Origin of the sequence: Oceanobacillus arenosus (assembly GCF_003369575.1) — a bacterium.
In the GTDB taxonomy this organism is placed as follows: domain Bacteria; phylum Bacillota; class Bacilli; order Bacillales; family Amphibacillaceae; genus Oceanobacillus; species Oceanobacillus arenosus.
The window spans coordinates 117,678-143,615 of the sequence record NZ_PIOC01000010.1; the positions used below are offsets into that span (position 1 = coordinate 117,678).

The window sequence follows — 25,938 nt, forward strand, 5'->3', positions numbered from 1 at the left end:
CCATGGTTACCATTCGACAGATGAACTCGAAATACGTTTGACTCCACGAATTGCAGCTATTTCATCTACAAGTCTCTGCATTGCAAGGTTCTTTTGTTTTGCTTCTATCATAATGTCAAAGTCCTGATTAAGCTCCTTTGCCATCTTTAAGAAGGGTAGGACAAAATCTAAAGAAACAAAATCAGCATGGGCACGATAGGCTTGTTCAGATTTAGGTGAAGAAATGTGGACTTTCGGTACGATATTAAAGTTATTCCAAGTGTTAAATATACGGTGTAAGTAAAGGTGGAGGTCATTCTCCACGTTATTCGCCATATAGTGATGATAATCGAGGACCATTGGAATGTTTTCCTTTTCACAAGCAAGGAGTGTTTCCTGGACGTCATACGTTTTATCATCATTTTCTAATGTCATTTGCTTCTTAATTTCCTTTGGTAATTTTTTCAGATTTTGATGGAAGCGGATTAATGACTTATGTTTATCCCCATAGGCTCCGCCAATATGAATATTAATTAATGCCGTATCGAGAGCATTCATTGCCTTTAGCATCTTAAAATGATAGTCCATACTTTTTACTGCATTTATTGTTACTTCTTCTCTTTGGCTTGTGAAAAGTGTAAATTGATTTGGGTGAAAGCTTACTCGAAGCTTAAAATGTTTGACTATATTTCCGATTTCTTCCCATTCGTTTTTGAATGGAGTTAAGAAATCCCACATCACTTCCGGATGGGTTGCTAAAGGGACTAGTGTGCTTGAAAACCGGTAGATTTCTATTTCATGTGCGATATTATAATACAAAATTCGTTTTGTGTGATGTAAATTTTGTGCTGTTATAGATTTTAACTTTTCCATTCTTTCGTCTTTAGGAAGCGTTGAATACCGTGTAAAGGTTAACGTTTTTGATGGACTTGCATCCCATAAGCCTAATGCATTTGCTACATAGCCGAAACGAATCTTCATCTACTTTCCCCTTTATTTAATACTTTGAAATTGAAATCTATTCTAAAAGATTATTTTTAGTGCGTTTTAAACATTTTATCTTCTGCCAAAATCCATTTATCTATACACAAAGTGAGAATATATAAAATCATGAATTCTGCATTTCATTTAAATAATAAAGACATTAAGCACGCATGCTCGACTTTACAGCTCCTCACTTACCCCCCATCTCAAGAATTCGAGAAAAATCAAGAATTGTAAGTGGGGGATCAATAGAAAGTCAAAATCCCGATTCTATTCAACTAGCATTCAGTGGGGGATGATATGATCTCCACTGAATGAAGTTTCACTTTATTGGAGTAGAAATAAGTAGAAGGCAAGAGTATGAGTGTGAAGGGGGAGTCAAAATTTAAAAATATTAGTTCTCTACTAATAATTGCATCTCAATTATGAATGTTGATGCTATTAATGAGCTAAATAAAGTCTTGAATTATAGGCATTTTTTTGTTATTGTTAAGAACAGACCGGTTGGTATAGTGGAGGTGTGCTACGGAAATGGATACAAAATCGCTGATAATCGACATCGCGACGAAGCTTTTTCAACAAAAAGGATATAAAGGTGTAGGACTAACTGAAATAATAAAAGCATGTGATATTTCAAAAGGTTCGCTTTATCATCACTTTCCAAATGGAAAAGAAGAATTACTGATTGCTTGTCTTCAATATTTAAATGAAGAAATTACAAACGATATCGTGGACATTTTCAATCGATATCCGACAACGCAAGAAGCAACAAACGCAATGATCTCAAAATTAATCGATAACTTTGAGATGGAGGGTACCCTTATTGGGTATACATTTAGCAGTATGGTTAGTGAAATGGCTTCGTTAAGTGATCCAGTTAGAAATGCATGTGCAAAATTATATACAGAAATGCAGACTATTTATTATCATAAATTAGTAGCAGATGGTTTTTCTAATGATGAAGCTTCGTCTACTGCTTTAATGGTTACTGCCTCTATTGAAGGCGGAATGCTACTTTGCTTAACGCAAAAGAGAGCGGAACCGCTCCAAGTTATTTCCCAAGTATTACCCAAAATTTTAGAAACAAGGAGATTCAAAACAAGTGAATAAAAGTTATAAGACAGGCCCTATAATGATGGCTCTATTAGTAGCAGGATTTGTAGGACTTTTTAGTGAAACGGCATTAAATATTGCCTTAGCAGATTTAAGTAAAATTTTCGAAGTTGATGCGACAACCATTCAATGGTTGGCAACGGGTTATTTCCTAACTCTAGGTATTTTAATTCCAGTAACAGGTATTCTAATGCAAAAATTTACAACAAGACAAATGTTTTTAACTTCTATCATCCTAACCCTCATCGGTACGGTTTTAGCAGCATTATCACCTTCATTTGGCTTCCTTTTAGCAGGGCGTATTATCCAAGCGGCAGGATTAGCGATAAACTTGCCTTTAACGCAAAATGTTATTTTCACAATCTACCCTCCAAACAAACGTGGAGCTGCAATGGGAATTATGGGATTAGTAATGTTAGCTGGCCCAGCTTTAGGTCCAACAATTGCAGGACTAATTTTAGATACATTATCATGGGATTGGATATTCTGGGCTCAAGTACCATTCCTATTATTTTCACTTATTATCGGAATCCTATATGTACCAAATGTTAATGAAGTACGTAAAATAGCAATTGATATATTATCCGTTGTTCTTTCTACAATCGGATTTGGTGGGATCGTCTACGGATTCAGTGTATCTGGTGGAAATGGATGGACAAGTCCAATTGTTATCGGGTCGATTATCATCGGTTTAATTGGAGTAATTCTCTTCTCAATGCGTCAAATGAAAATGGAGAAGCCAATGATGAATTTAAGGGCATTTAAGTATCCACTTTTCGTTATTGGTGTATTTATGAGTTTTATAACATTTTTCAACATGCTTTCTATGCTAGTTATTTTACCTATGTTTATGCAAATGGCCTTATTAATTGCAGCATTTGCGACAGGTCTAGTACTTCTGCCTGGTAGCTTACTTAACTGTATTTTGGCGCCAATAATAGGTAGATTATTTGACAAATATGGTCCAAGGGCGATTATCACTCCTGGTACAGTACTAGTAGTTATTGCATATGCACTTTATGCACAAATAGGTACAGATACGGCTTTATGGGTTGTTGTAGTAATCCATATTATTATGATGTTAGGTATCGGTGCAGTACTTGCTTCAACTCAAACAAACACACTAAATTCTTTACCTAGAGAATATTATCCAGATGGTATCGCAATCACTCAAACAATCCAACAAGTCGCAGGTGCAGTTGGTATTGCGGTTATGGTTTCTCTATTATCGGTAAAACAAAACAGTTACTTAACAACAGTTAGCGACAATTTACCAGAGGCTGTGGCATCAGGTTCTTCATTTGTATTTACAATAGGTTTAGTATTTGCAGTGATTAACTTTGTACTGTCATTCTTCATGAAAAAACCAACAGACGTAAAGCTGAAATAGCCTTAAGTAATTAGAACTGAATTTAAAGGGAAATTATTAAGAAATGAAAATTATTAATAAAAGAGCTATAAACTTATTTGAAGTCGATTTAATTATCTATGGTGTAACTGGACTAAATGTAGTTAATTGGTTCTGTCTCTGAATCAATCGTACGCACAGCTCCATGTGATATTCTAGTTATTCGTTCAACTGAGTGATTAAATTCCTAATAGAAAAATTAGTTTAGAAAAATTTTTGAAGTAGCTTTTATAAGTTGCCTTCGTACAGATTTGTAATCTTGGCGGAGGCATCTTTTTCATTGCTTAGGAAACTATAAAATTTGGACGTTGTGGATAACTTAATTACCGAGAACAGCCACGTCCAGCGTAAGCGCCCCGTGCTCCTAGCGAGACTTCCCTCACCTCCGTAATCTAAGTCAACCGCTTACGCCCCCAAACAGTTTCCTTTATCTCCTTCGGTTCAGTCCAGTCCGTACACAGCTCAAACCGGCGCTTGCGCTTATGTTCTGTTTTTAGATATATGAGTGGCTGCTGCCAAATTTAATAGAAGAAAGGGAAATGCTATCACGAAGAAATAGAAGAAGTAACATTTCATTTTTAAGCAATATAATATGGAAAAAAGAGAGAACATGGTCATAGTAAAACCATGCTCCCGTTTATTAATTTTCAGGATGAAGTAAATTGGAAAAAATTTAACTTTTTCAGGTTGTGGCACCAGTGATGCGGAGCCATAAGTCAGACACCTCAAATATCATGCCTCCCCAGAGGATGATCATGATATTTCCTATATTTTTTATAATCCTCCAAGGTCTCTGCACTTGCTGGATATACACTTTTAATACTTGCGCCTTCTTCTACTTTCTTTAGAATGAATTCCTCCAATAAATCCTGCTCATAAGCATCGTGCGCGACTACATTCGCAATATCCTTTGGAATGACAACAACTCCTTCGGCATCGCCAACAATGATATCCCCCGGCATAACTAGAACACCATTACACCCAATCGGAGTATTTATATCGGCTGGATGATGTTTAATAGAAGAGGTCGTAGCATGTACACCTTGATAATAGGTGGGTAAATCTAAGTTTTTAAATCGCGGCGAATCACGCAATGCACCATCTGTTACCAATCCGGCGATATGCCTTTGCATAAGACGTGTGCCCAAAATATGACCAAAGGAAGCAGCCCCAAGCTCACCGCGAGCATCAATGACTAACACATGTTCATCTTCAATAGATTCAACTGCAATTCTTTGAAGATTTGTGTCGTTATCGTAATCCACCTCCATACCAATGTCCTCTCTTGCTGGTACATAACGCAGTGTATACGCATAGCCAACCATTCTTAGATCTGGTCGAGTCGGGGTTAGGTTCGGGATAAAAGTATTCCTAAAACCGCGTTTTAACAACTGGGAAGTTAAAGATGCCGTAGATACTTCCTGCAGTTTCTTTTTAGATTCAGTTGTAATTGGTAGTAATGTTGTCTTATTGCTCATTAATTACAAACCCCCTATTAATTTACTGTCTATTTCGTATTATTTATATTATCAGAAAATACATTGACAATCAAGTATTATTGTCTTACAATAATACTTGTGAATATTGGAGGACAAGAGAGGAGAGTTATTCATGGATATAGGTGCTTCTCGGCTGGCGAATGTAGAACTAGGGCAAATACGCGCTGTAGCAGAAAAAGCAAGAAATCTTGAGAAACAAGGAAAGAGTGTAATTCATTTAGAAATGGGTGAACCTGACTTTTCCACACCAAAGCATATTGTTCAGGCAACCCAACAGGCGTTAGAACGAGGAGAAGTGCACTATGCACCCACCCGTGGATTGCTTCAACTAAGAGAAGATATATCCCGCAAACTAAAGGATGATAACAACATAAATTCTGATCCTGAGACTGATATTATTGTTACAGCAGGGGCTTCGCAAGCACTGCTACTTGCTTTTTTAGGTCATTGTAATCCAGGGGATGAAGTACTAATCATTGAGCCGGCGTATATATTTTATAGGCAATTGGCTCGTATGACTGGCGCAGTTCCAATAACAATCCCTACTTCTCAGGAGAACAATTGGGTTGTAGATCCTAATGAGATAGAAAAGGCACTGACACCGCATACAAAAATGATATTAATTAATTCTCCCAATAACCCGACGGGGGCTGTTTATCCAAAGGAAGTGCAGGAAAGAATCGCAGAAATAGCAATTCAACATGATCTATTGGTCGTATCAGACGAAATATACGAAAAAATTATTTATCAAGAGAAGGGTCATTTTTCAATAGCATCTATACCAGGCATGGAAAAACGGACTATAACCATTAATGGGTATTCAAAAGCTTATGCTATGACTGGATGGAGATTAGGTTATATTGTATCAAGCAATGATTTAATGATTCCTATGTTAAAGGTACAACAATATTCTGTAACCTGCATACCAACTTTTACACAATTCGGAGCATCAGAAGCTATTAATGGTGATCAGCAATGTATAAATGATATGGTCGATGCTTATAGGAGACGCCGAGATATTGTTCATAAAGGATTATTAAGTATAGATGAAATCACTTGTGCATTGCCAGAAGGCGCCTTTTATGCATTTCCAAATATAACCAAATTTGGATTAACCTCAAAAGAGTTTGCTGAAAAAGTATTGAATGAAGCAGGAGTAGCACTGGTCCCAGGCTCTGTTTTTTCGGATGTTGGAGAAGGGTTTGTGCGATTATCATTTGCGGCATCTGAAAAGGCATTGATGGAGGCTATAGAACGTATGAAAATATGCCTAGAAAACCTTGTAAGAAAATAATGGATTCCCGCTGGTGAGAAAGGTGGATATATCAAGGAAAATATTGTTTTATAGAATGAGCAGAGCTCGAAGAAGTACAATCTTATCTTATAAAGAAATTATACGAAGAATAAGGCATGAAAGTGACCTTGGATTGTAATGTGCAAAGATTAAGCATTTTTGGGCGCAATAAATGAAAGGGTTTTCATCTCTATTTTTGGGAATACGCTGAAATTACAGTTGATTGTTTGAATAAAGATGTTGAAATAATAACCTAATAAATTAGAGATAAGACGAAGGTATTACTGTAAAGAAAAGGGAGATTGGACATTGGGAAGTACTGTTCCGGCCCATTTTGCAGGGTTTACAAAAATCACGGATTACATCTGTAAGATAGAATCCATTTATACAAATAGTATGGACAGACGACGTTTAATAGAAGAGGGAATGCGTCGGATTCGAATAAAAGAGCAAGCCCTCCTACAAAGAATAATATCAGGATTACAGGAGATAGAAGGAGCCAAAGCACATTTCAATGAACAGCCGATTAAACAAAAAGATCCCATCCTAGCCATAATATTTGGAAATGTTGATTGTCAAAGGGCCGTAAGTGAGTATGGAAAACGCGCGCGGCATATTAGTATATGAAAGAGTGGAGAGCAGTTTGTACTCAAGACGAATATTAAATGCTGTTGGCTTAAGGGAGATCGTTCGAATTTCTCCATTACACTGCCATTCCTTTGAGGAAGTTGATGACTTTTTAATGTATCACTAAAAATAGCAGATTTGTAGTTTTTTAAGAATCTATTTTTGAAAGGACGGAGAGTAAATGAGAAGAATTTTTAACCTATCTTTGGGAACTAAAGTGTTAATCGGTTTTGCCGCGGGGATTCTAATTGCTCTTATCTTTAAGGAAAAGGCGGTAGTTATAAAACCACTTGGCGATCTATTCTTGAACCTTATCTTAATGATTGTGGTCCCGTTAGTATTTTTCTCTATTATTAGCGGAATTACAAGTATGGATAATTTTTCTAGGCTCAAAAGTATAGGAGGCAAAGTGATATTATTTTATATTACAACAACAGTAATAGCCGGTACAATAGGTCTATTTGTAGCGAATATCATTAGACCTGGCAATGGTGTAACTCTGAGTCAATTAAATATGACAGAAGAAGTGGTAAAACCGGAGCAACAATCGATAGTAGATACTATTTTATCCATGTTTCCACGCAACATATTTCAAGCCTTTGTAGAAGGCAACTTAATGCAAATTATTGTATTTTCCATATTTATGGGAATCGCTATTGTTCTACTGGGTGAAAAAGCCAATACATTAAAGCAAGTCATTAATAATGGAGCAGAAGTGATGTCTAAGGTTACAGAAATCGTTATGAAGTTTTCGCCAATTGGTGTTGCAGCGTTGATTGCAACTACGTTTGCACAATATGGGTCAATGATTCTGGGATCCATTACAACATTAATTATTGCGGATTACGTTGGCTTAGTAATCATCTGTTTCGGAGTATATGCATTCATGATTAAGTTTATTGCAAAGACTAGCATCAAAGATTTCTATAAAGCTGCTTTAAAGATTTGGCCTTTAACGCTGAGTACAACTAGTAGTTCAGGGACTTTGCCATATACAATGAGCGTTGTTGAAAAAGATCTAGGTGTACCCAACAGCATTGCGAAATTTTCATTGCCAATTGGAGCGACCATTAATATGGATGGTGCAGCAAACTTTTATCCTATGGCCGTCTTATTTGTTTCGCAGCTTTATGGCTTCAACTTAACACTTTCTGAGCAGATTACAGTTGTTTTATTGGCAACCCTCTTATCAATCGGATCTCCAGGCATTCCCGGCGGCGGTATTGTGATGGTTACTATTTTGCTGACTACAATGGGTCTACCAATTGAAATTATGGGTATCATTGCCGGTATTTATAGAATTATAGATATGGGTCATACCACCCTCAATGTAACCGGAGATATGGTTTGTACTCTTGCAGTTTCAAAAATAGAGGAAAGAAAGGCACTTAAGTCTAATATTCCAAACAATCAAACCAGTGCGGGATAAACGAAAAAATCGAAGGCCTCAGTCTTATATGTGGAGGCAATGAAGTTGGAAATGCCACACCTGATATAAATACAGTTTCAGGCTTCGGACACTTAGATTATTTTGTAGGAAAATAGTTTAGGATAAAAATCAGAAAATCACTTGTTTTAAAAGCTTTAGTAATGAATGAACGCTATCATTAGTTAATGGATAATGGCAGGGATTTAAATCAAGTTTCCCTATTAAATATAATAACTACAAGAATTATTTATGAAGTTATTGACTGCTGAAAGAATACTAACCGCAAGACTAAGTGTCACAGTTGGTACGGTAACGGATGGGAAAATAAAAATTATATAGCAAATCAATTCAATGACAGCAAGGAAGAAATATCCAGCATCAAGGAGAGCGTTTAGTCAATATTTGAGTATGCTTACTACGTATTTCAAGCCTGTAGAACGAACTTTAATTGACGACATGGTTAAATCCACCAGAATATACAGATTGTAGTTAAATCTAAAGGCAGGAAGATGTAGTGAATAGCATATAAAAAATATCTAAGAGAGACAAGTCTATAATGCCGCCCAAAAAAAGTTAGATCTTTACTCTAACTTTTTTGGGTGCACTACAGGATAGAGTCCCTTTAGATGAATGAGTTATTTTTTGCAATCATGAAAAGTTTCTCCGTTTTCAGCATGTATTTTGCTACTGACGACGATTGTTTTGCCTATTTTGAATTATCCACTTGAAGTGGAGGTGGAATTATCCAGCCTTTTTCTTTATTTAGCCTAAGTAACTTAGCCCCGAATAAAGCTCTTTCCGCGTGATACTTACCGAACATCATTGCAATATCCTCTCGTAGGCATTGTCCCATTACCGCACTACAGGAAACGAGTCCTTGCCCAACGTTTGCGGAAATAATCGCACTAATTTCCGGATCCATGAACCTTGCACCGGCAGGAATATCCTCTGCATTTGCTTGTGGTCGTCCAGGTAAGGAGGGTGGAGGAACTACTCCATTGTCTTTCAATACCTTTTCGATTTCCTTGTTTTCAGATTCCATCATATGGATTGCTTCTTCAAGCAGTTTTATGAGATCTTGATCTCCTGCGTGATTGACAAATGCTCCATACGTGCTAATCAATCCATTATTAGCTCCAATATATGCCCATGAACCAATTACTTCGCCATAATGCATCGGTTCATCTTTTGGATTACCATCCATAATTCCCAATAAAAGCACTCCTTTGTATATGTTCTTTTCATAACTAGTATGTCAAGCAAGGAAATATTTATGCAAAATAACGAAGGCTGAATTGTTTTAAGAAGAATATGATAAGTAAGAAGTGAGCTATTATTATAGTTGAAAACTAAGCCACATCAGAAAATCCGGAGTGTTCAAAATGAAAACGAAGAAGATAATCATACAGATGTATTTGAGGGTCTGGGAAAGGGACAAGGGTGACATCAACCTCGTCCTATTAATTATTAGGATGCTAATAATTGCATGTATTAGGGAAACAAAGTAAAATTCTAATATTAACTATAAGAAAAGAGTATAGCATCTTAGGAGATAAGCAAATGAAGAAGAAAAAAGATTTGACATTGGCAATACTACTTTTGAACATATTTTTTGTATTTTTAGGTATCGGCTTAGTTATACCCGTTTTGCCATCAATTATGAATGAGTTACAAATAAGTGGGACAGTTGTCGGTTATTTAACAGCTGCTTTTGCATTAACGCAATTAATTTTCTCTCCATTTGCTGGAAAAGCTGTTGATAAATATGGACGAAAAATTATGATCGTGATCGGCTTATTTGTTTTTAGTTTCTCTGAATTTTTATTCGGATTTGGAAAAACCGTTGAAGTGTTATTTATATCACGGATTTTTGGTGGTATTAGTGGTGCTTTTATAATGCCTGCTGTAACAGCATTTATTGCAGATATTACGACAATGAAGACGCGTCCAAAAGCTTTAGGCTATATGTCAGCAACCATTAGCACAGGCTTTATTGTTGGACCCGGAATCGGTGGCTTCTTAGCAGAAATCGGTACACGTGTCCCATTCTTTTCAGCAGCTGCATGTGGGTTGATTGTTGCTTTCCTATCAATGATTACATTGCATGAGCCGAAAGTTAAACTGGAAGAAACATCCGATCCTTCAGAAACAGTTGGCAAGAGCGGCTTAAAGAAAGTATTTATGCCGATGTTCTTTATTGCTTTTGTAGTAATATTCATTTCTACATTTGGATTAGCCGCATTTGATTCGTTCTTCAGCTTATATACCGACCATAAATTTGGATTTACTCCATCAGATATTGCGATTGCAATCACAGGTGGCGCGGTTATTGGCGCGATATTCCAGGTCGTTCTATTTGAACCTTTAACAAGGTTAATGGGAGAAATTAATATCATTCGCTGGTCACTACTATTTTCAACGATTTTAGTATTTGCAATGACAGCTGCGAACTCATACTGGACAGTACTGGCAGTAACATTTACCGTATTTATCGGCTTTGACCTTATTCGTCCAGCTGTAACTACCTATTTATCACGAATTGCGGGTAATGAGCAAGGATTTGTTGGTGGAATGAACTCATTCTTCACCTCGCTTGCCAATGTATTCGGACCAATCTTAGGTGGTATCCTATTTGATATTAACATTGATTATCCTTTTTATATTAGTGTTATTGTGCTTATTATCTGCCTCATCCTAACGATGTTTTGGAAACGCCCAAAATTAGAATCGAATGAAACTGTTTTATGAGAAGAACAAAAGCGCAAGCGCCCGTTTGAGCTGTGTACGGACTGCACGTCACAGACGTGAGGTGGTTCGACGTTGCCAAAGGACGTGGCTGTTTCGGTAATTTAGTTATCCACAGCGCCCAATTTTATAGTTTCCTAAGCTATGAAAAAACCAGTGGGGATACTAATTTCCACTGGTTTTTGGTATCGTACGGTAGAATTTTTTGTTTAATATGATTGAAAGCCCAAGTTACTGACAGTATATTCCGTTATAATCAAAATAATAGGATTTTAAATGATATTCAATTTTTACAGATAATAAATGAAAAGGGAGAGAGGACAAATGGACACGGGCCAACATACGAAGGATTATTGGAACGCAAATTTATATGATAATAATCATTCATTCGTTTCAGAGTATGGAAATAATATGATTGAATTATTAGCACCAAAACAAGGCGAGAAAATTCTTGATCTTGGTTGTGGAACAGGAGATTTGGCAAAGAAATTATTTGATGTTGGTGTGAATATTGTAGGGGTGGATAATTCTAAAAATATGGTTACAGAAGCGATGAACAAGTATCCTCAGATTAATTTTACGGTTCGAGATGCAACCAATCTAGGATATCATGCTGAATTTGATGCAGTGTTTTCTAATGCCACCCTTCACTGGGTAAAGCAGCCAAGTCAGGCGTTGGGTAGCATTTCCCAAAGTTTAAAACCAGGTGCCAGATTTGTCGCTGAATTTGGCGGGAAAGGAAACGTTCAAACAATAACAAATGAAATCATTCGTCAATTAAAAGAAGTGGGAACCGAGTATAAAATGGAGCAGTTCCCTTGGTATTATCCTAGTGTCGGTGAATACACGTCTTTGATGGAGGAAGTAGGTTTTAGAGTCATCTTTGCTCAGTACTTTGATAGACCCACCCCGTTAAACGGTGCAAATGGATTAAAGAATTGGATTGAGATGTTCGCAGGTCAAATGTTTGAAAGTATTGATGTAGACAAAAAAGACTACATCATAACAAAGGCTGAGAATAATTTACAAGCAACGTTATGGCAAGATGGTAAATGGATTGCCGATTATAAAAGGATTCGTGTAATCGGGATAAAAGAATAAAAGGGAAGGGACATTGTAGTCCCTTCCTGTATCTAATTAATTAGCTAAGCTCTCTTTCAATTGCTTTTCTTTCCATATAACTGTAATACCAACACCTAAAACCATAACAATAGCAGAGAAAAAATACGGATAATGGATGTTTACGTCAAATAACACTCCAGCCATCATCGGACCAAAGATGGTACCTAGACTTGTATATGTTGAGTTCATTCCAGCAACAAATCCTTGTTCTTTTCCAGCGGTTTTCGATAAAAATGTCGTCAATGCCGGACGAAGCAGGTCAAATGCAAGGAAAATGAAGCAAGTGACTAGAAGGACTGTCAAGTAGCTGGTGATTACAGCCGACGCTACCGCTAGAACAGCTCCGACAATTAAACATAATTGAATCAGTTTCTTTTCACCGAGCACTTCAACCATTTTTCCAAATATAAATACTTGAACAACTACGCCAACAATTGAGCTTACTGTAATAATGGTTGCAATATCTTTCGGTGTAAAGCCAAATTTATGATCTGCAAAAAGGCTAAAAATAGTTTCATATGCCGACAAACCAAAAGCAAGTACAAGCACGATGATAAAGGCAATAAAGTAATTTGGATGAAGTGACCTTTTTAGATCACCGACAAAGTTTGTTTGCCCTGATTCGGCATAAATAGCTGCAAGTTCTTCTTTTGTTAACGGCTCTTTTAAAATAAATATCGATGAAATACATGCTAAGAAACCAAGACCTGCCGCGAAGAAGAAGGGCATGCGGATACCATATTCTGCTATAAAGCCACCAATGCCAGGTCCAATGATAAAGCCTGTGCTAATTGCTGCTGAAATATAGCCCATCGCTTTTGCTCTTTCTTTCTCAAAAGTAATATCTGCTACATAGGCAGTAACAGCTGGCATAATGAACGCGGCACTCATTCCTCCAAGAACCCTTGCAAGGTAAAGCACGAATACATTTGTTCCAGCACCAAAAATAAGTTCTGAAAGTCCGAAAATAAATAAACCAATTATTATCATTTTCTTTCTGCCATATCGGTCAACCCACCGACCAGCGAATGGTGATGTGATTAGCTGTGCTACTGCAAATACGGCAACAAGATAACCCATCGTACTTCCGGTTAAATGCATGATATTCATAAAAGACGGCATTACGGGGATAATGAGTCCGATTCCTAGAAATGCAAGGAATAAATTACTTAGTAGAATAATGAATACCGTCTTCTGTTCTTTAATAGGTTTCTTCATATTAGTAGCACCTCTTTCTGTATGAATCATTGATATGAAATACCTCGCCAAAATACTTCCCAAGAGGCTGCTAATTTAGCATTCAGCTGTTTCTCATCATTACCGTAGACAAGCTCCAACAAAATGGAATCGACTACACCTAAGTATGCATAGGTTGGTGTTAGTGCTTTATCGCCAATAATTAATTTAGTATTGATCCAATCCTGAAATTTCTCTTCCAGAATGGTCCTTTCCTTTTCCTCAATATCGATGACTTCTTGTTCAATTCCCTTTTCCAGATGGGCTGGAGGGAAAAAGGACATACGTAGCCAAAATTTTAACTGCTCATCTTTTTGGAATAGATCGATGATCAATTGTAAATATCCGTATAATGCTTTTTCTGGATTTTTTGAATCGATGTTACTGAAATACTGTAGTGTTGCGGATAGATCCATCTCCTTTGCATCCCGTAAAACTTGAAGAAAAAGATCATCCTTTCCTTTAAAATGGGCGTAAATAGATTGCTTCTTCAAGCCTACTTCTTCTGCTATTTGTGAAAGCGATGCACCTTCATACCCATGGATTGTGAAATATTTTAGAGCTGCATCTTTTATTTCAATACTTTTCAATTATATCGTCCCTCCATTTAACGAACGTTCGTAAGTTATTTTAGCAGATGGAGTATATGTAATCAATAGATTTTTAATGAACGCAACTAATAATCTCTACTCGTTAGTTGGAATCAGATTTTAGATATTAATGGTGCCTTTCCCCGAGCGTTTAATAACATTGACTCAGTAGGGAATAGAATAAAAGCAACCACCCAATGGCGATTGCTTTTATAGTTATTCATATATATCTGTCATCCAGTCAACAATACTCGTATGCTTTTCCTCTCGTAGCTGCTCTACATTATGGTGACCAATAATAGAGCCATCTTTAATTGCAATTACTTCATCTAGAATATTTTCAACTTCCCGGATTTCATGTGTTGTAATCAGCACAAGCTGCTTTTCTAGGTCAATAAAGGAAATGAGTCCTTTGACAATGGAATTACGGACCATTGGATCAAGACCAGAAAATGGTTCATCCATCAAGATGACTGGCACATTTCTCGACAAGGAGAGAACGATTTTTAACCGACCACGATTTCCTTTTGATAGATGTTTTAGTTTGTCATTTGGGTTGAGCTTCATAAATTTCAAAATTTCATAGGCTTTTTCCTGATCAAAATCTTTAAATTGACTTGCATAAAATGCGATGGACTGTCTTACATTAAAAAACCTGTAATATTCATCAAGCTCTGACAAATAAGAAACGGACTGTGCAATTCTTCGGTCTACTTTATTCCCACTTACCTTAATTTCACCATTTGTAGGGTGGTTAAGCCCTGCAATAAGCTTAAGGGTTGTTGATTTTCCGCTGCCGTTTTCCCCAACAAGACCAATTAATTTTCCAGATGTTAATTCCAAATTCACCTGATCTAATGCTCTTTTACTTCCATATCTCTTTGTTACATCCTTTAGCGAAATCATATATTTTCCTCTCCCTTCTCTTTTAAATAATTCGTTAAACCGCTCTGTATCTCCTCGTCTGAATAACCCATCTCCTGCATTCCGCGAACGAAGTCTGTAATCACTTTTGCTTTCATCTCTTCACGTATAGAATCAAGGATTAATTCATCCTCTGTTACAAAAGTTCCTTGCCCACGTCTAGTTTCAACAATTTGCATGCTTTCCAATTCACGATATGTCCGCTGTACTGTGTTTGGATTCACACTTACATCAATCCCAGTTTCCCGAACAGATGGAAGCTTATCACCTGGAGATAGTTCTCCACGTATGATTTGTCTTTTCAGCCGTTCAGCCAGTTGTTGATAAATTGGCTGGGAGGATTGGAAAATATCTGCCATCAATTACACCTCAACTTTGCGTTCGATGATCCAGCAAGCAGCAATAAACATGATTACTGCAAAAAATATATCTCTTACAAAATGGCCAATATAGAAGACCGTTGCTTCCTCCATCGTCTGGATATCAAATGAATCCTCAATATAACTCATTTCAAACCCGATAAAAATATCTCCTGCATGGATGGCCCCCCAGTTCGTCAGTGCTTGTAAAAAGGGGATATCCAGGAGGCCTGCATAGGCCCAGACACTCACAAAAATTAGAACAACAGTCAGCAAAAAGCTAATAAAATCATTCCATTTTTGACTGAAGGTAAGGTAAACGGACCAAAACAATAAGAATACCGATCCCATAAACAATGCTGCAATTAATACTATGACTGAAGTGCTTCCTATACTATTAAAGAGACTTTCTTGATGAACAAAGCTAAATGTATTCTTAAAGCTTTGTATAGCTAGGATAATTGAAATGATAAAGGTTGAAAGCATATACACGACACCTGTAAAAAGTTTAGAAGCCAGTAATCCTGCGATGGACATTGGTGTATGAAGCCACAGATGCAATCGCCTTCTTTCTGCATTCAAACTGTAATACAAATAAACAACCAGAAATAAAGTGTGCAGACCTAAAACAATCGCAAGTGCAATTGACATAAACTCATCTTCAAATCCAAATTGATTACCAGCAAAAACCCCACCAGCAATAATTCCTGAAAAGAAAATTAACACCATGAGAAAAGAAGGTAAGCCGAGCCGAAATTCCTTTTTCGTTAAAAACAACCAAGCATTCATTGATCATCCTCCTAAAAATGTATTAGTGTACTATTTGAATAGTACACTAATACATAATAAATTGTCAATACTATTCAGAAAACATTAAATGAATAAAAAGGTGTGGCAGAACCAATTTTCTAATCAAGTAAAGATACATCTCAATCCAGAGCCTTATATTCTTTCTGAAATTTCTTCGGTGAAAGATTGTATTCCTTTTTAAATAGTCGATAAAAACTCGAGTAATCTGGAAATCCGCATTCAAGCGCAATCTTCTCCATTGATACCTGATTTTGTTTAATCATCAATACAGCGTAAGATAGACGTTTTAGCGAAACGTAACGGTAAAAGGGGAAATTCATATTTTTTTTGAAATAGTGGGAAAAATAATATTTATTTAAATGGAAATGATTCGAAACTGTATCTAAACTTAAATTTGGCTCGGTTAAATGCGATTCAATATATTCTAATACCGATGCAAATCTGTTATCTATCTCGTCCTTTTTACTAAGGTTTGGCTTATTAATCTCAGGATTATAAATGACTTGGAGCATTTTAAATAGTTGATAGTGCAGTGCAAAGGAATATGCTTTTTGACCATTGTTCATTCTTTTTATTATTTCATCAACTAATGAGATTGCGTCTTGGAAGTTTTGCGAATGCAGATGTAATACATAGGAACTTTGTGTCTTATGTAAAATGATATTCTCTTGGATTGCCGGTGAGATGGATACAAAGTCTTCCAATAAATCCTCACTTATGCTAACAATAATCCGCTCGTAACTTTCAATGTCCTTAACGATTGCACGGTGTACAGCGTAAGGAGGGATTACGACGACATCGCCTCGCTTTAAATGATACGTTTTCCCTTCACAAAAGAACTCACACTCTCCCTCTAAAAATACCAGAATCTCCAGCACATCGTGCATATGTAGTTGAAACAATGACTCTAGTTGGGAAAACATTTCCGTTGAGTCGTTAAATTTATTATGCCATTCATTGAATTGATTATCGGGACTAAGATAATTAATTTCAAAACCTTGGTTCACCACAGGGATAAGAATAGGTTGCTTCATCGGTTGATTTCCTCCTTTCGGATGTCCAGCTTCAGCGCCCAGCGACTAGCGAGACTTCCTTCACCTCCGTATGATAAGTCAACATCGATTCGCTAAGGCTCATCGTGTTTCCTTTATCTCCTGCGGTTCAGTCCAGTCCGTACGTCGCTAAACGGGCGCTTACGCTTTTAATATAGCAATATTTACAATAATTTTAGCAATAAATGTTATCTATTTTTAGTTTTTTGCTGTTATACTATTACTGTAACAGAAAGCGATAACAAATTCATTATCAATTGCATAAGGTATACGGTTTTTTAAAATAGGAAAGCTTAGGGATTTTCTCTACGGCATTAATGTAATCACATTTTGGTAGGTAAGAAAGTATAGAGACTTTCTTACTACATAAGTGCAACCAAGTTTTCAAATAAACGGTAGACATTTCTACTGATTGGTGTATATCAATTAATATCGGCAAAATCTGACTTCCCTATCATAACTGTGATTAAAGCGGTAACACTATGAATTAATAGGGCAAGAACAAGTATTGGAGGAATTAAAGTGGCAGAGAACCAAAAACAACCTGAATTAGAAGTTAGGGTTAAAGATATTATCGAAGTTGATGGATTGAAATTTAAAGATTTAAATAACGACGGGAAATTAGATCCATATGAGGATTGGCGCCTTAGTCCAAAAGAACGTGCAGAGAACCTTGTTTCCTTGATGAATATCGATGAAAAGGTCGGCATGATGCTGATTAATTCCCGCAAAATGGGACTTTCCCAAGAAGATAAGGAAAAGACAAGTCATGATGGTATTTTAGATGAAGCGATTGTGGAAAAAGGTGAAAGCATTTTCGCCACTTCTAAAGTATACGGAACAACACACACTATTAAGAATAGGCATTTACGCCACTTCATTTTAAGAGATAACTTTAGTCCATCAGAAACAGCAGAATGGATTAATACAATGAATGAGGTCGCTGAAGGAACACGTTTAGGTATTCCTACTTTGATCGCATCAAATTCACGAAATGAAAATGCAGAACCTATTTTTGGTATGAATGATGCTGGTGGGGTTTTCTCTACATGGCCTGGAACGTTAGGGCTTTCAGCGGCAGCACAGGGAGAAATTAAAAACGATGGTGATGCATCTCTTATAAGCGAATTCGCGAAAATTGCTCGTGAAGAGTGGGATGCTACTGGTATTAGAAAAGGTTATATGTATATGGCGGATACCGTTACAGATCCAAGATGGCAACGGACGTATGGTACATTTGGAGAAAATCCAGAATTTATCTCTGATGCTATCGGTCGCCTTATCGACGGATTCCAAGGTAAAGAGCTAGGAAAAGATAGTATTGCAATGACAACGAAGCATTTTCCAGGTGGCGGACCAAGGGAAAATGGATTTGATCCACATTATGAAGAAGGAAAGTGGAATCTTTACCCAACTCCAGGGAGCTTAGAGAAATATCACTTACCACCATTTAGAGCAGCGGTAGAACACGGAACATCGTCTATCATGCCGTACTATTCCATTCCAAGTATTAAGAAGAGTGTGGTACAAGAGTTCGAGGGAGAAGACATTCCATTCGAAGAGGTAGGTTTCACATTTAATCATTATTTCATCAATCATATCCTTAGAGAAAAACTTGGATTCAAAGGCTACATCAATAGTGACAGCGGTATTGTCAATAATATGAGCTGGGGTGTTGAATCTTTAAGTGAGGCTGAGCGTTTTGCTAAAGCAGTCAACGCTGGTACAGATATCGTTGCAGATACAAATGACATCGAAAATCTTAAATTAGCAATCAGCAAAGGATGGATCAGTGAAAAGCGTATTAATGAAGCAAATGTAAGATTACTTACAGAAATGTTTACATTAGGTCTTTTTGATGATCGCACATATAATTCACCGGAACTTGCTACATCTGTAGTTAGTAACCAAGCGAATTGGGATGCTGCTTATGAAGCACATAAGAAATCTGTAACAATTCTTAAAAACCAAAACGAAACATTACCATTAACAGCAGAGAAGCTTAATAATAAAAAGGTTTATGTGGAAGTTCTCCATAAGGAAACTGAACGTGCGACAGCTTACACAGATAAAGCAAGAAAAGAATGCCTTGAGCTTGGTCTATTTACGTTGACTGATAACTACGAAGAAGCTGATGTTGCAATTATGTTCTTGCATCCGAAATCAGGCGCATACTTTAATGCAACACCAGGACTGTTAGAACTTGATATTTGTGAAGATAAAGTAGTTTCAGCATTAGATGGATCGTTGTATCAAGAAACAACGTTAGCTAATATGGATCATTTAAAAGCAGTAGCAGACAATGTCCACAGTCGTGATGGAAAAGTTGTCATCAGTGTTAATGTGACATTGCCATGGATCCTTGGAAATGTTGAACCATTAGCTGATGCATTGGTTGCTGGATACGATACCTTCCATAAAGCACAGTTCGAAGTATTGGCTGGAAATAGCAAACCAACTGGTGTTCTTCCATTAACATTACCAGCAAGCGAGGAAGTAATCGCGGTTTATCAAAACGGTGACTGTGTATCTAGAAATGACGTACCAGGCTATGACAAGGACAAGTATATGCCTGAAGGACTAAGCTATGCATATAAAGATAGTGATGGAAATGTGTATAAACTTGGGCATGGTTTGAGTTATTAAGGAGTGCCTGTCACTCCTCGAGTTTTGACGGAATATGTCGAAAAGACGAAACAAGTGGAAGCCACTGCAATGAACGAAAATTGTTCATTGCAGTGGCTTTTCCTATTTTAGACCAACTTAAAACACGCACTTTTCGTTAATACGGAGTAGGCAATGGAGTGCCTTGGGGTCTCCACCAGGATTCAACCATACGCCAAGCAGTCTGATAATTGTAACCTCTTCCCATCAAATATCCAATGGCAACCGCTTCTGTTAATGCATGTTGAAAACCGAGATGTTGAGCTTCTCGTAATCCATGCTGAACAGCTGGATTTATTGCAGCAAGCGTATGTTGCTGAAGAGTAGTATGTGTTTGTGGATAGGAAGGTTGCTGATGATATCTATAATCCCCATTATCGTTAGAATAGTGTTGATTGTTCATATTAATATTTCTCTCCTTTGAAAAAGTAGTAAGGACCTTTGATTCATTTCAATATATGCGGATATGGGGGTTAGCGGAATAGGCGATAACCCTAAATTAGGTGCCTGTCACTCCCCGAGTTTTGGCGTATTATGTCGAATTAACGAACTAGGTGTTGATGATGATACATATGTGACTTTATGATAATGAAGCATTACGTGAAATTTATAATAAAACAGGAGCACGCGACACGAATAAGAAAGTGATAATCCTGTTCCATATTGATCCGTTCTATACATTAACCACTCAGCAATTATCAGTAGAGATAAATAGAATAATATTGTCCAAGCATACATATAAATAGTACGAATATTACACTAGATAAGAATCATGTGTATGCAAAGGGAGATGGAGCAAAATGTTAAAGAAGGTCAAGTGGTTGACATATTTTGCAATATTGGTAGGGGCCATATTAGCGTTGGCTGGATGTGGTAATAGCGGAGGAACAATTGATGTAGGAATTGTGTTACCAACAAAGGATGAGCCACGCTGGGTCCAGGATGAGCAGCGGTTTAAGGATGCGCTGGCAGATTCCGATTATTCAACAGAAATACTATTTAGTCAGGGATCTTCGGCTAAAGAGAAGGAAAATGTCGAGTCGTTATTAAACAAAGGCATCAAGGTATTGATTATCACTCCCCATGATGGAGCGGCTGCTGCATCCGCTGTGGAAGCTGCGAAAAAAGAAGGGGTGACAGTTATTGCCTATGACCGTTTAATTACCGATACAGATGCAGTAGATTATTATGTAACCTTTGATAGTATGGCGGTAGGTGCTGCACAGGCACAGTATTTATTGGACAATACGAATGGTTCCGATGTTCCACTATACCTATATGCTGGAGCATCATCTGATAATAATGCTTTCCTATTCTTCGAGGGAGCCTGGAAAGTGCTTCAACCAAAGATAGCAGATGGAACGTTTAAAATCGCAAATTCTAGTGAAGCAGAAGCCTTACAAGATTCTGATCAATTAACACGTGATCAAATAGGGAAAATTATTGGGCAAGTTACAACAAATTGGGATGCAAACGAGGCAAAAAATAAAGCACAGACACATCTAACTGCTAGCGGAGATGATTTAAAAGGCGATGTTGCCATTCTTGCCCCAAATGATGGAACATCTCGAGCAATAGCCGACGTATTTTCCTCTGACGATGCAATTTCAAATTATTTTGTGACTGGTCAAGATGCAGAGAAAGCATCAATTCAGTATATTATTGATGGGAAACAATCAATGACAGTGTTTAAAGATGTCCGTACGTTAGTAAAAGATGCGATGGGGATGGCAGTTGATATTCTAGATGGCAAGACACCTGAAACAACAGGAGAATATGATAATGGATCCATTGAAGTTAAAGCAAGACAAACCGACATAATTGTAGTAGATAAAGATAATGTAAAAGCGGAGTTAATAGATTCTGAATACTATGATGCAAGTGAATTCACAGGCTTAGAGTAAAGTATTCAATAAGAAAGGGAGAATAGTGATAATTACACTTATCTCTATTTCCCTCTTTCTATTTTGGCCCACCTTGGAGGTGATTGGATGGACGAATATATCTTGGAGATAAATGACATTTCTAAGGAATTTTTGGGAGTAAAGGCACTATCTAACGTGAATTTCAAAGTGAAAAAAGGCGAGATTCATTGTTTGGTGGGTGAGAATGGTGCAGGGAAATCGACGCTGATGAAGGTGCTGAGTGGCGTTTATCCATATGGAACCTATGATGGGGAGATTTTACTGGAAGAAATGGTTCAACAGTATCGTGAGATAAATGATAGTGTAAATGCTGGTATTGGCATTATATACCAGGAGTTGTCTCTATTTCCCGATTTGACTGTTTATGAAAATATATTTGTCGGAAATGAATTAAAAAAGAGGGGTATTGTTGATTGGAATCAAACAATTGATCAGGCCACTGAAATACTCAATAAAGTAAAGTTGAAAGTGATACCAGAAACATTAGTAAAAGAACTAGGTGTTGGAAAACAACAGCTCGTAGAAATTGCAAAGGCGCTAAGTAAAGATGTCAATCTACTCATATTAGATGAACCGACCGCAGCGTTAAATGATAATGATAGTGAAAACTTATTAGAACTTTTAAAGGAATTGAAGGACCAAGGGATTAGCTGTATTTTGATTTCGCATAAACTGAAGGAGATTATTTCGATAGCAGATACGGTCACTGTTTTACGGGACGGAAAGACGATTTGTACACTAGACGCGAGCAGTGGAGAAGTATCGGAAGCAGTGATAATCAAAAATATGGTTGGACGGGACATTAAAGAAATTTATCCAAAGCGGTTGGATAAAAAAGTTGACGAAAATGTTCTTGAATTGAAGGGATGGTCAGCATATGATCCCGAATTAGGAAGAAGGGTAGTCGAAAACGTCAATTTAAAGGTGAGAAAAGGGGAAATAATTGGTATTGCAGGGCTGCTGGGGGCAGGTCGTACGGAGCTTGCACTTAGCATTTTCGGGAATCCAAGAAACTATAAGCTACAAGGGGAGATGGAATTTCAAGGGGAAGTAACAGTGCTAAATCACACGAGTAAAGCAATTACATCTGGTATTGCGTACGTTACGGAGGATAGGAAAAACGATGGGTTATTTTTATTACAAGATATTAAAAATAATATCTCTATTGCACGTCTAAAAGAACTTTCAAAGAATGGCGTTCTCAATGTGAACGAAGAAGTAAAGACTGGAGAAATATATAGAACTTCATTAAATATCAAAGCAAGCTCATTAGAACAAATCGTTGGCAAACTCAGTGGGGGGAATCAACAGAAGGTATCAATAGGAAAATGGTTGAATACAATGCCCAAAGTCTTAATCTTAGATGAACCAACTCGAGGAATTGATGTTGGTGCTAAATTCGAAATTTACTCGATTATGAATGAACTAATAAAAGAAGGAATGAGTATCATCATGATTTCTTCTGAGCTTGGCGAAATACTAGGGATGAGTGATCGGATTTATGTTATGGCAAAAGGCACAATTAAGGGAGAATTGAATGCAAAGGAAGCGACAGAGGAAGCAGTTATGGAGCTTGCAACGCAATAAAGGGGTGAAATGATGAACTTTTTTAAAGAAGCAAAAGCGCTCGTCAAAACCAACATTCGTGATTACGGAATGTATATAGCATTATTTGTTATTTTGTTAACGTTTACATCATTAACGAATGGCCTGTTTATGTCTTCGAGAAATATAAGTAATTTACTTGATTCCGCAGGTTACATTGCAGTATTAGCGGTTGGTATGACGCTTGTCATTGTTATTCGTCATATTGACCTATCCGTCGGCTTTTTGGCAGGATTTCTTGGTGCTATTTCAGCAATTTTCTTAACGCAATTAGGCTTGTCGGTGTGGATTACTATTCCAGTCATTTTACTATTCGGCATTGTAATAGGGATAGTAAATGGGGTCCTTGTTGCAAGGGTTGGGATTCCAGCTTTTGTTGTAACGTTGGCAGGGATGCTGATCTTCCGTGGTGCATTGCTGCAAGTTACTGAAAAATCAGGGACGATTATTATTAAGAACGAACAATTTAATGCAATTGGGAATGGGTTTATTCCATCGATTCTGCAAATCAATGGTCTCCATCTGCTAACGTTATTAGTGGGAATTGCCGGAATCCTATTATATATCTATAGTGAAATTTCGCAGCGTCGTAATAAATTGTCCTATGGCTTTGAGGTGCCATCGATAGGAATTTTTAGTATAAAACTTGTTGTTATATCAGCAATTATTGGATATATTACATGGATTTTAGCTGGATATAATGGCTTATCATGGACAGTTGTTATTATGATTGTAATTGTCATTATTTATCATTTTTTTACGACTAAAACAATTATTGGCCGTCATATCTATGCTGTTGGAAGTAACCCAGAGGCGGCGCATTTAAGTGGAATCAACGTACAGAGGATTACATACATTGTCTTCGGATCAATGGGGATGCTCGCTGCATTATCCGGAATTCTATTTACTTCTCGCCTTCAATCGGCAACGACCACTGCTGGAACATTGTTTGAACTTGATGCAATTGCAGCAGCATATGTTGGTGGCGTTTCCTCAGCGGGTGGTGTTGGGAAAGTAACGGGTGCGATTATCGGTGCGGTCGTGATGGCCTCATTGTCTAATGGGATGAACCTACTTGGTATTGGTATATCTTATCAATACATGATTCGTGGTGGAGTTTTAGCTGTAGCTGTAATATTCGATGTGTTAACAAGAAAACAGCGAGCATAAATAGGAGAATGATTAGGAAGGACTATTTCCAAGAGAAGAGATAGTCCTTTTTATTAGCTTAGGAAACTATAAAATTGGACGCTGTGGATAACTTAGTTACCGAGAACAGCCACGTTCGGCTCCAGCGACTGGCGAGACTTCCCTCACCTCCGTACGATAAAGAAGACTTGCCGATTGGTGAAACCAGAGGCTTAGTCGCACTTATACCCTTGTGGTGAAAGTCAGCATCGATTTTAAGAGGAAGTTCAGTTAAAGACGCGACGTTCTGTGGGGGGCACAGTCCGTACACAGCTCAAATGGGCGCTTGCGCTTTTGTTCGATGCAATCTGTTAACTAACTCCGCAACCGCTTAAAATACCGTTCATCATATCCAAGTCGTTCTGATGCCTCATTTCCCGCTTCCATGACCTTTTTAGCGATTCGATCAATTTTGTGATTTGTCATTCGCTGGATAGGTCCGACGACAGTAATTGCACTTACAACATGCCCTGTATAGTCGCGAATTGGTGCAGCAACAGATCTTGTACCTTCTGTTAGCTCCTCAGTACTAACTGCGTATCCCTGCTTTTGAATTGTTTCAAGCTCGTGTTGTAATACCTCTGGATCGGTAATGGTATTATGCATATGCCTAACTAAGCCTCCATCAACTACCATATCAACAATTTTTGGTTCACTAAAAGCTAATAAGACTTTACCGGAACTTGTACAATAGGACGGATTTCTTCTGCCAAGATGGGTTAGAATGCGTACGGGATGATTGCATTCTTCTTTATGAATATAAATCGTATCAAGTCCATCCAATATGGCTAAATGTGCCGTTTCTCCAGTATCATTCACGAGTTTGTATAATACAGGTGCTGCCTCCTTATGAATCTCTAAATCATTTGTAATAATGCCACCTAAGGTAAGGACTGATAATCCTAATCGGTATGCATTGGTTTTCTCATCCTTTATAACAAACCCTTCACTTGCTAATGTTGAAAGCAGTCTGCTTACAGTACTTTTTGCCAAACCTAAGGATTCTGCTAACTCTCCAACCCTTTTTGTCGGTTCAAAGGTTGAAAAACTTTTGAGTATACGTAGAGCATTTCGAACGGAAGAAAGAATTTGTGGACCACCCTTTACAATAGACATTGTTTCTTTTCACCCTCCGATATATTCTTTGTTCTATATAAAAGAACTAATTTGTTTATTATCATATCAGCAAAAAACCTTTATGTACAAGTAAATGATAGCGCTACCTAAAGTTTGGACCTTTTATATAATTAAATATATATCATTTGTTCCGTATAGGGGAATTGTACCCTTTTTACATTTTAGCATCAACACTATACTAAGTTTAAGCAGATGAATAGGTTCTTCGTTTTTTGGTAGTTAAGAAAGTATCTATATATCTAAGGGAT

The 25,938-nt window shown here is 37.3% G+C and carries 22 protein-coding genes; 11 read left to right on the forward strand and 11 right to left on the reverse strand.

The features are described 5' to 3' along the window. Window positions 1–6 precede the first annotated feature (6 nt). Window positions 7–960 (reverse strand): UV DNA damage repair endonuclease UvsE, encoded by a 954-nt coding sequence (gene uvsE / locus CWR48_RS05295; protein WP_115772061.1) that lies wholly within the window; start codon window positions 958–960, stop codon window positions 7–9. Window positions 961–1,494: 534 nt separating this feature from the next. On the opposite strand from uvsE, the gene CWR48_RS05300 reads away from it, so the two are divergent. Further along, a complete protein-coding gene (locus CWR48_RS05300; protein WP_115772063.1) occupies window positions 1,495–2,073 on the forward strand; it encodes a TetR/AcrR family transcriptional regulator in 579 nt (192 codons plus the stop codon). Window positions 2,074–2,095: 22 nt separating this feature from the next. Beyond that, the gene (locus tag CWR48_RS05305) at window positions 2,096–3,466 is read left to right on the forward strand and encodes an MDR family MFS transporter (protein WP_115772452.1); all 1,371 of its coding nucleotides are present in this window, start codon (window positions 2,096–2,098) and stop codon (window positions 3,464–3,466) included. Window positions 3,467–4,209: 743 nt separating this feature from the next. Here CWR48_RS05305 and CWR48_RS05320 read toward each other — a convergent pair. Next, window positions 4,210–4,962, reverse strand: a complete 753-nt coding sequence (locus CWR48_RS05320) for a ribonuclease activity regulator RraA (protein ID WP_115772067.1) — start codon at window positions 4,960–4,962, stop codon at window positions 4,210–4,212. Window positions 4,963–5,095: 133 nt separating this feature from the next. Between CWR48_RS05320 and CWR48_RS05325 the strand changes: the two genes are divergently transcribed. The 3 genes from CWR48_RS05325 to CWR48_RS05335 all read left to right on the forward strand — a co-directional run bounded on the left by CWR48_RS05325 (window position 5,096) and on the right by CWR48_RS05335 (window position 8,333). Then, on the forward strand, window positions 5,096–6,277 hold the full coding sequence (locus CWR48_RS05325) for a pyridoxal phosphate-dependent aminotransferase (protein ID WP_115772069.1): 1,182 nt from the start codon (window positions 5,096–5,098) through the stop codon (window positions 6,275–6,277). Window positions 6,278–6,586: 309 nt separating this feature from the next. Further along, window positions 6,587–6,904 carry a hypothetical protein gene (locus CWR48_RS05330; protein WP_115772071.1) on the forward strand — a complete coding sequence of 106 codons (318 nt, stop codon included), beginning with the start codon at window positions 6,587–6,589 and terminating at the stop codon, window positions 6,902–6,904. Window positions 6,905–7,085: 181 nt separating this feature from the next. After that, window positions 7,086–8,333: a dicarboxylate/amino acid:cation symporter gene (locus tag CWR48_RS05335; RefSeq protein WP_211316717.1), complete on the forward strand. Its 1,248-nt coding sequence runs from the start codon at window positions 7,086–7,088 to the stop codon at window positions 8,331–8,333. Between the two features lie 706 nt (window positions 8,334–9,039). On the opposite strand, the gene CWR48_RS05340 is transcribed toward CWR48_RS05335, so the two are convergent. Next, window positions 9,040–9,546, reverse strand: a complete 507-nt coding sequence (locus tag CWR48_RS05340; RefSeq protein ID WP_115772074.1) for a DUF3231 family protein — start codon at window positions 9,544–9,546, stop codon at window positions 9,040–9,042. 347 nt (window positions 9,547–9,893) lie between these two features. Between CWR48_RS05340 and norA the strand changes: the two genes are divergently transcribed. Both norA and CWR48_RS05350 read left to right on the forward strand, forming a co-directional pair. Next, window positions 9,894–11,081 carry a multidrug efflux MFS transporter NorA gene (norA, locus tag CWR48_RS05345; protein ID WP_115772454.1) on the forward strand — a complete coding sequence of 396 codons (1,188 nt, stop codon included), beginning with the start codon at window positions 9,894–9,896 and terminating at the stop codon, window positions 11,079–11,081. 321 nt (window positions 11,082–11,402) lie between these two features. Beyond that, on the forward strand, window positions 11,403–12,179 hold the full coding sequence (locus tag CWR48_RS05350; RefSeq protein WP_115772076.1) for a class I SAM-dependent methyltransferase: 777 nt from the start codon (window positions 11,403–11,405) through the stop codon (window positions 12,177–12,179). 36 nt (window positions 12,180–12,215) lie between these two features. Here the strand turns inward: CWR48_RS05350 and CWR48_RS05355 are convergent, their stop codons facing one another. The 6 genes from CWR48_RS05355 to CWR48_RS05380 all read right to left on the reverse strand — a co-directional run bounded on the left by CWR48_RS05355 (window position 12,216) and on the right by CWR48_RS05380 (window position 17,153). After that, window positions 12,216–13,418 carry an MFS transporter gene (locus CWR48_RS05355; protein WP_115772455.1) on the reverse strand — a complete coding sequence of 401 codons (1,203 nt, stop codon included), beginning with the start codon at window positions 13,416–13,418 and terminating at the stop codon, window positions 12,216–12,218. A gap of 26 nt (window positions 13,419–13,444) precedes the next feature. Continuing rightward, a complete protein-coding gene (locus tag CWR48_RS05360; protein WP_115772078.1) occupies window positions 13,445–14,026 on the reverse strand; it encodes a TetR/AcrR family transcriptional regulator in 582 nt (193 codons plus the stop codon). 216 nt (window positions 14,027–14,242) lie between these two features. Further along, the gene (locus tag CWR48_RS05365; RefSeq protein ID WP_115772081.1) at window positions 14,243–14,932 is read right to left on the reverse strand and encodes an ABC transporter ATP-binding protein; all 690 of its coding nucleotides are present in this window, start codon (window positions 14,930–14,932) and stop codon (window positions 14,243–14,245) included. Then, window positions 14,929–15,309: a GntR family transcriptional regulator gene (locus tag CWR48_RS05370; protein ID WP_115772083.1), complete on the reverse strand. Its 381-nt coding sequence runs from the start codon at window positions 15,307–15,309 to the stop codon at window positions 14,929–14,931. Before CWR48_RS05370 ends, CWR48_RS05365 begins: the two co-directional genes overlap by 4 nt. Window positions 15,310–15,312: 3 nt before the next feature. Next, window positions 15,313–16,098, reverse strand: coding sequence for a hypothetical protein (locus CWR48_RS05375; RefSeq protein ID WP_115772085.1), 786 nt, complete (start codon window positions 16,096–16,098; stop codon window positions 15,313–15,315). 140 nt (window positions 16,099–16,238) lie between these two features. Continuing rightward, window positions 16,239–17,153, reverse strand: a complete 915-nt coding sequence (locus CWR48_RS05380; protein WP_115772087.1) for an AraC family transcriptional regulator — start codon at window positions 17,151–17,153, stop codon at window positions 16,239–16,241. Between the two features lie 540 nt (window positions 17,154–17,693). Between CWR48_RS05380 and CWR48_RS05385 the strand changes: the two genes are divergently transcribed. Continuing rightward, the gene (locus CWR48_RS05385) at window positions 17,694–19,817 is read left to right on the forward strand and encodes a glycoside hydrolase family 3 protein (RefSeq protein WP_115772089.1); all 2,124 of its coding nucleotides are present in this window, start codon (window positions 17,694–17,696) and stop codon (window positions 19,815–19,817) included. Between the two features lie 136 nt (window positions 19,818–19,953). On the opposite strand, the gene CWR48_RS05390 is transcribed toward CWR48_RS05385, so the two are convergent. Beyond that, entirely contained in the window at window positions 19,954–20,238 is a 285-nt protein-coding gene (locus CWR48_RS05390; protein ID WP_115772091.1) for a hypothetical protein, read from the reverse strand. 397 nt (window positions 20,239–20,635) lie between these two features. On the opposite strand from CWR48_RS05390, the gene CWR48_RS05395 reads away from it, so the two are divergent. The 3 genes from CWR48_RS05395 (at window position 20,636) to CWR48_RS05405 (ending at window position 24,535) form a co-directional block, all read left to right on the forward strand. Next, on the forward strand, window positions 20,636–21,739 hold the full coding sequence (locus tag CWR48_RS05395; RefSeq protein WP_115772093.1) for a sugar ABC transporter substrate-binding protein: 1,104 nt from the start codon (window positions 20,636–20,638) through the stop codon (window positions 21,737–21,739). Between the two features lie 87 nt (window positions 21,740–21,826). Next, on the forward strand, window positions 21,827–23,347 hold the full coding sequence (locus CWR48_RS05400) for a sugar ABC transporter ATP-binding protein (RefSeq protein WP_115772095.1): 1,521 nt from the start codon (window positions 21,827–21,829) through the stop codon (window positions 23,345–23,347). A 12-nt stretch (window positions 23,348–23,359) separates the two neighbouring features. Beyond that, window positions 23,360–24,535, forward strand: a complete 1,176-nt coding sequence (locus tag CWR48_RS05405; protein ID WP_115772097.1) for a sugar ABC transporter permease — start codon at window positions 23,360–23,362, stop codon at window positions 24,533–24,535. Window positions 24,536–24,868: 333 nt separating this feature from the next. On the opposite strand, the gene CWR48_RS05410 is transcribed toward CWR48_RS05405, so the two are convergent. Then, entirely contained in the window at window positions 24,869–25,669 is an 801-nt protein-coding gene (locus CWR48_RS05410) for an IclR family transcriptional regulator (RefSeq protein ID WP_115772099.1), read from the reverse strand. Window positions 25,670–25,938: the final 269 nt, after the last annotated feature.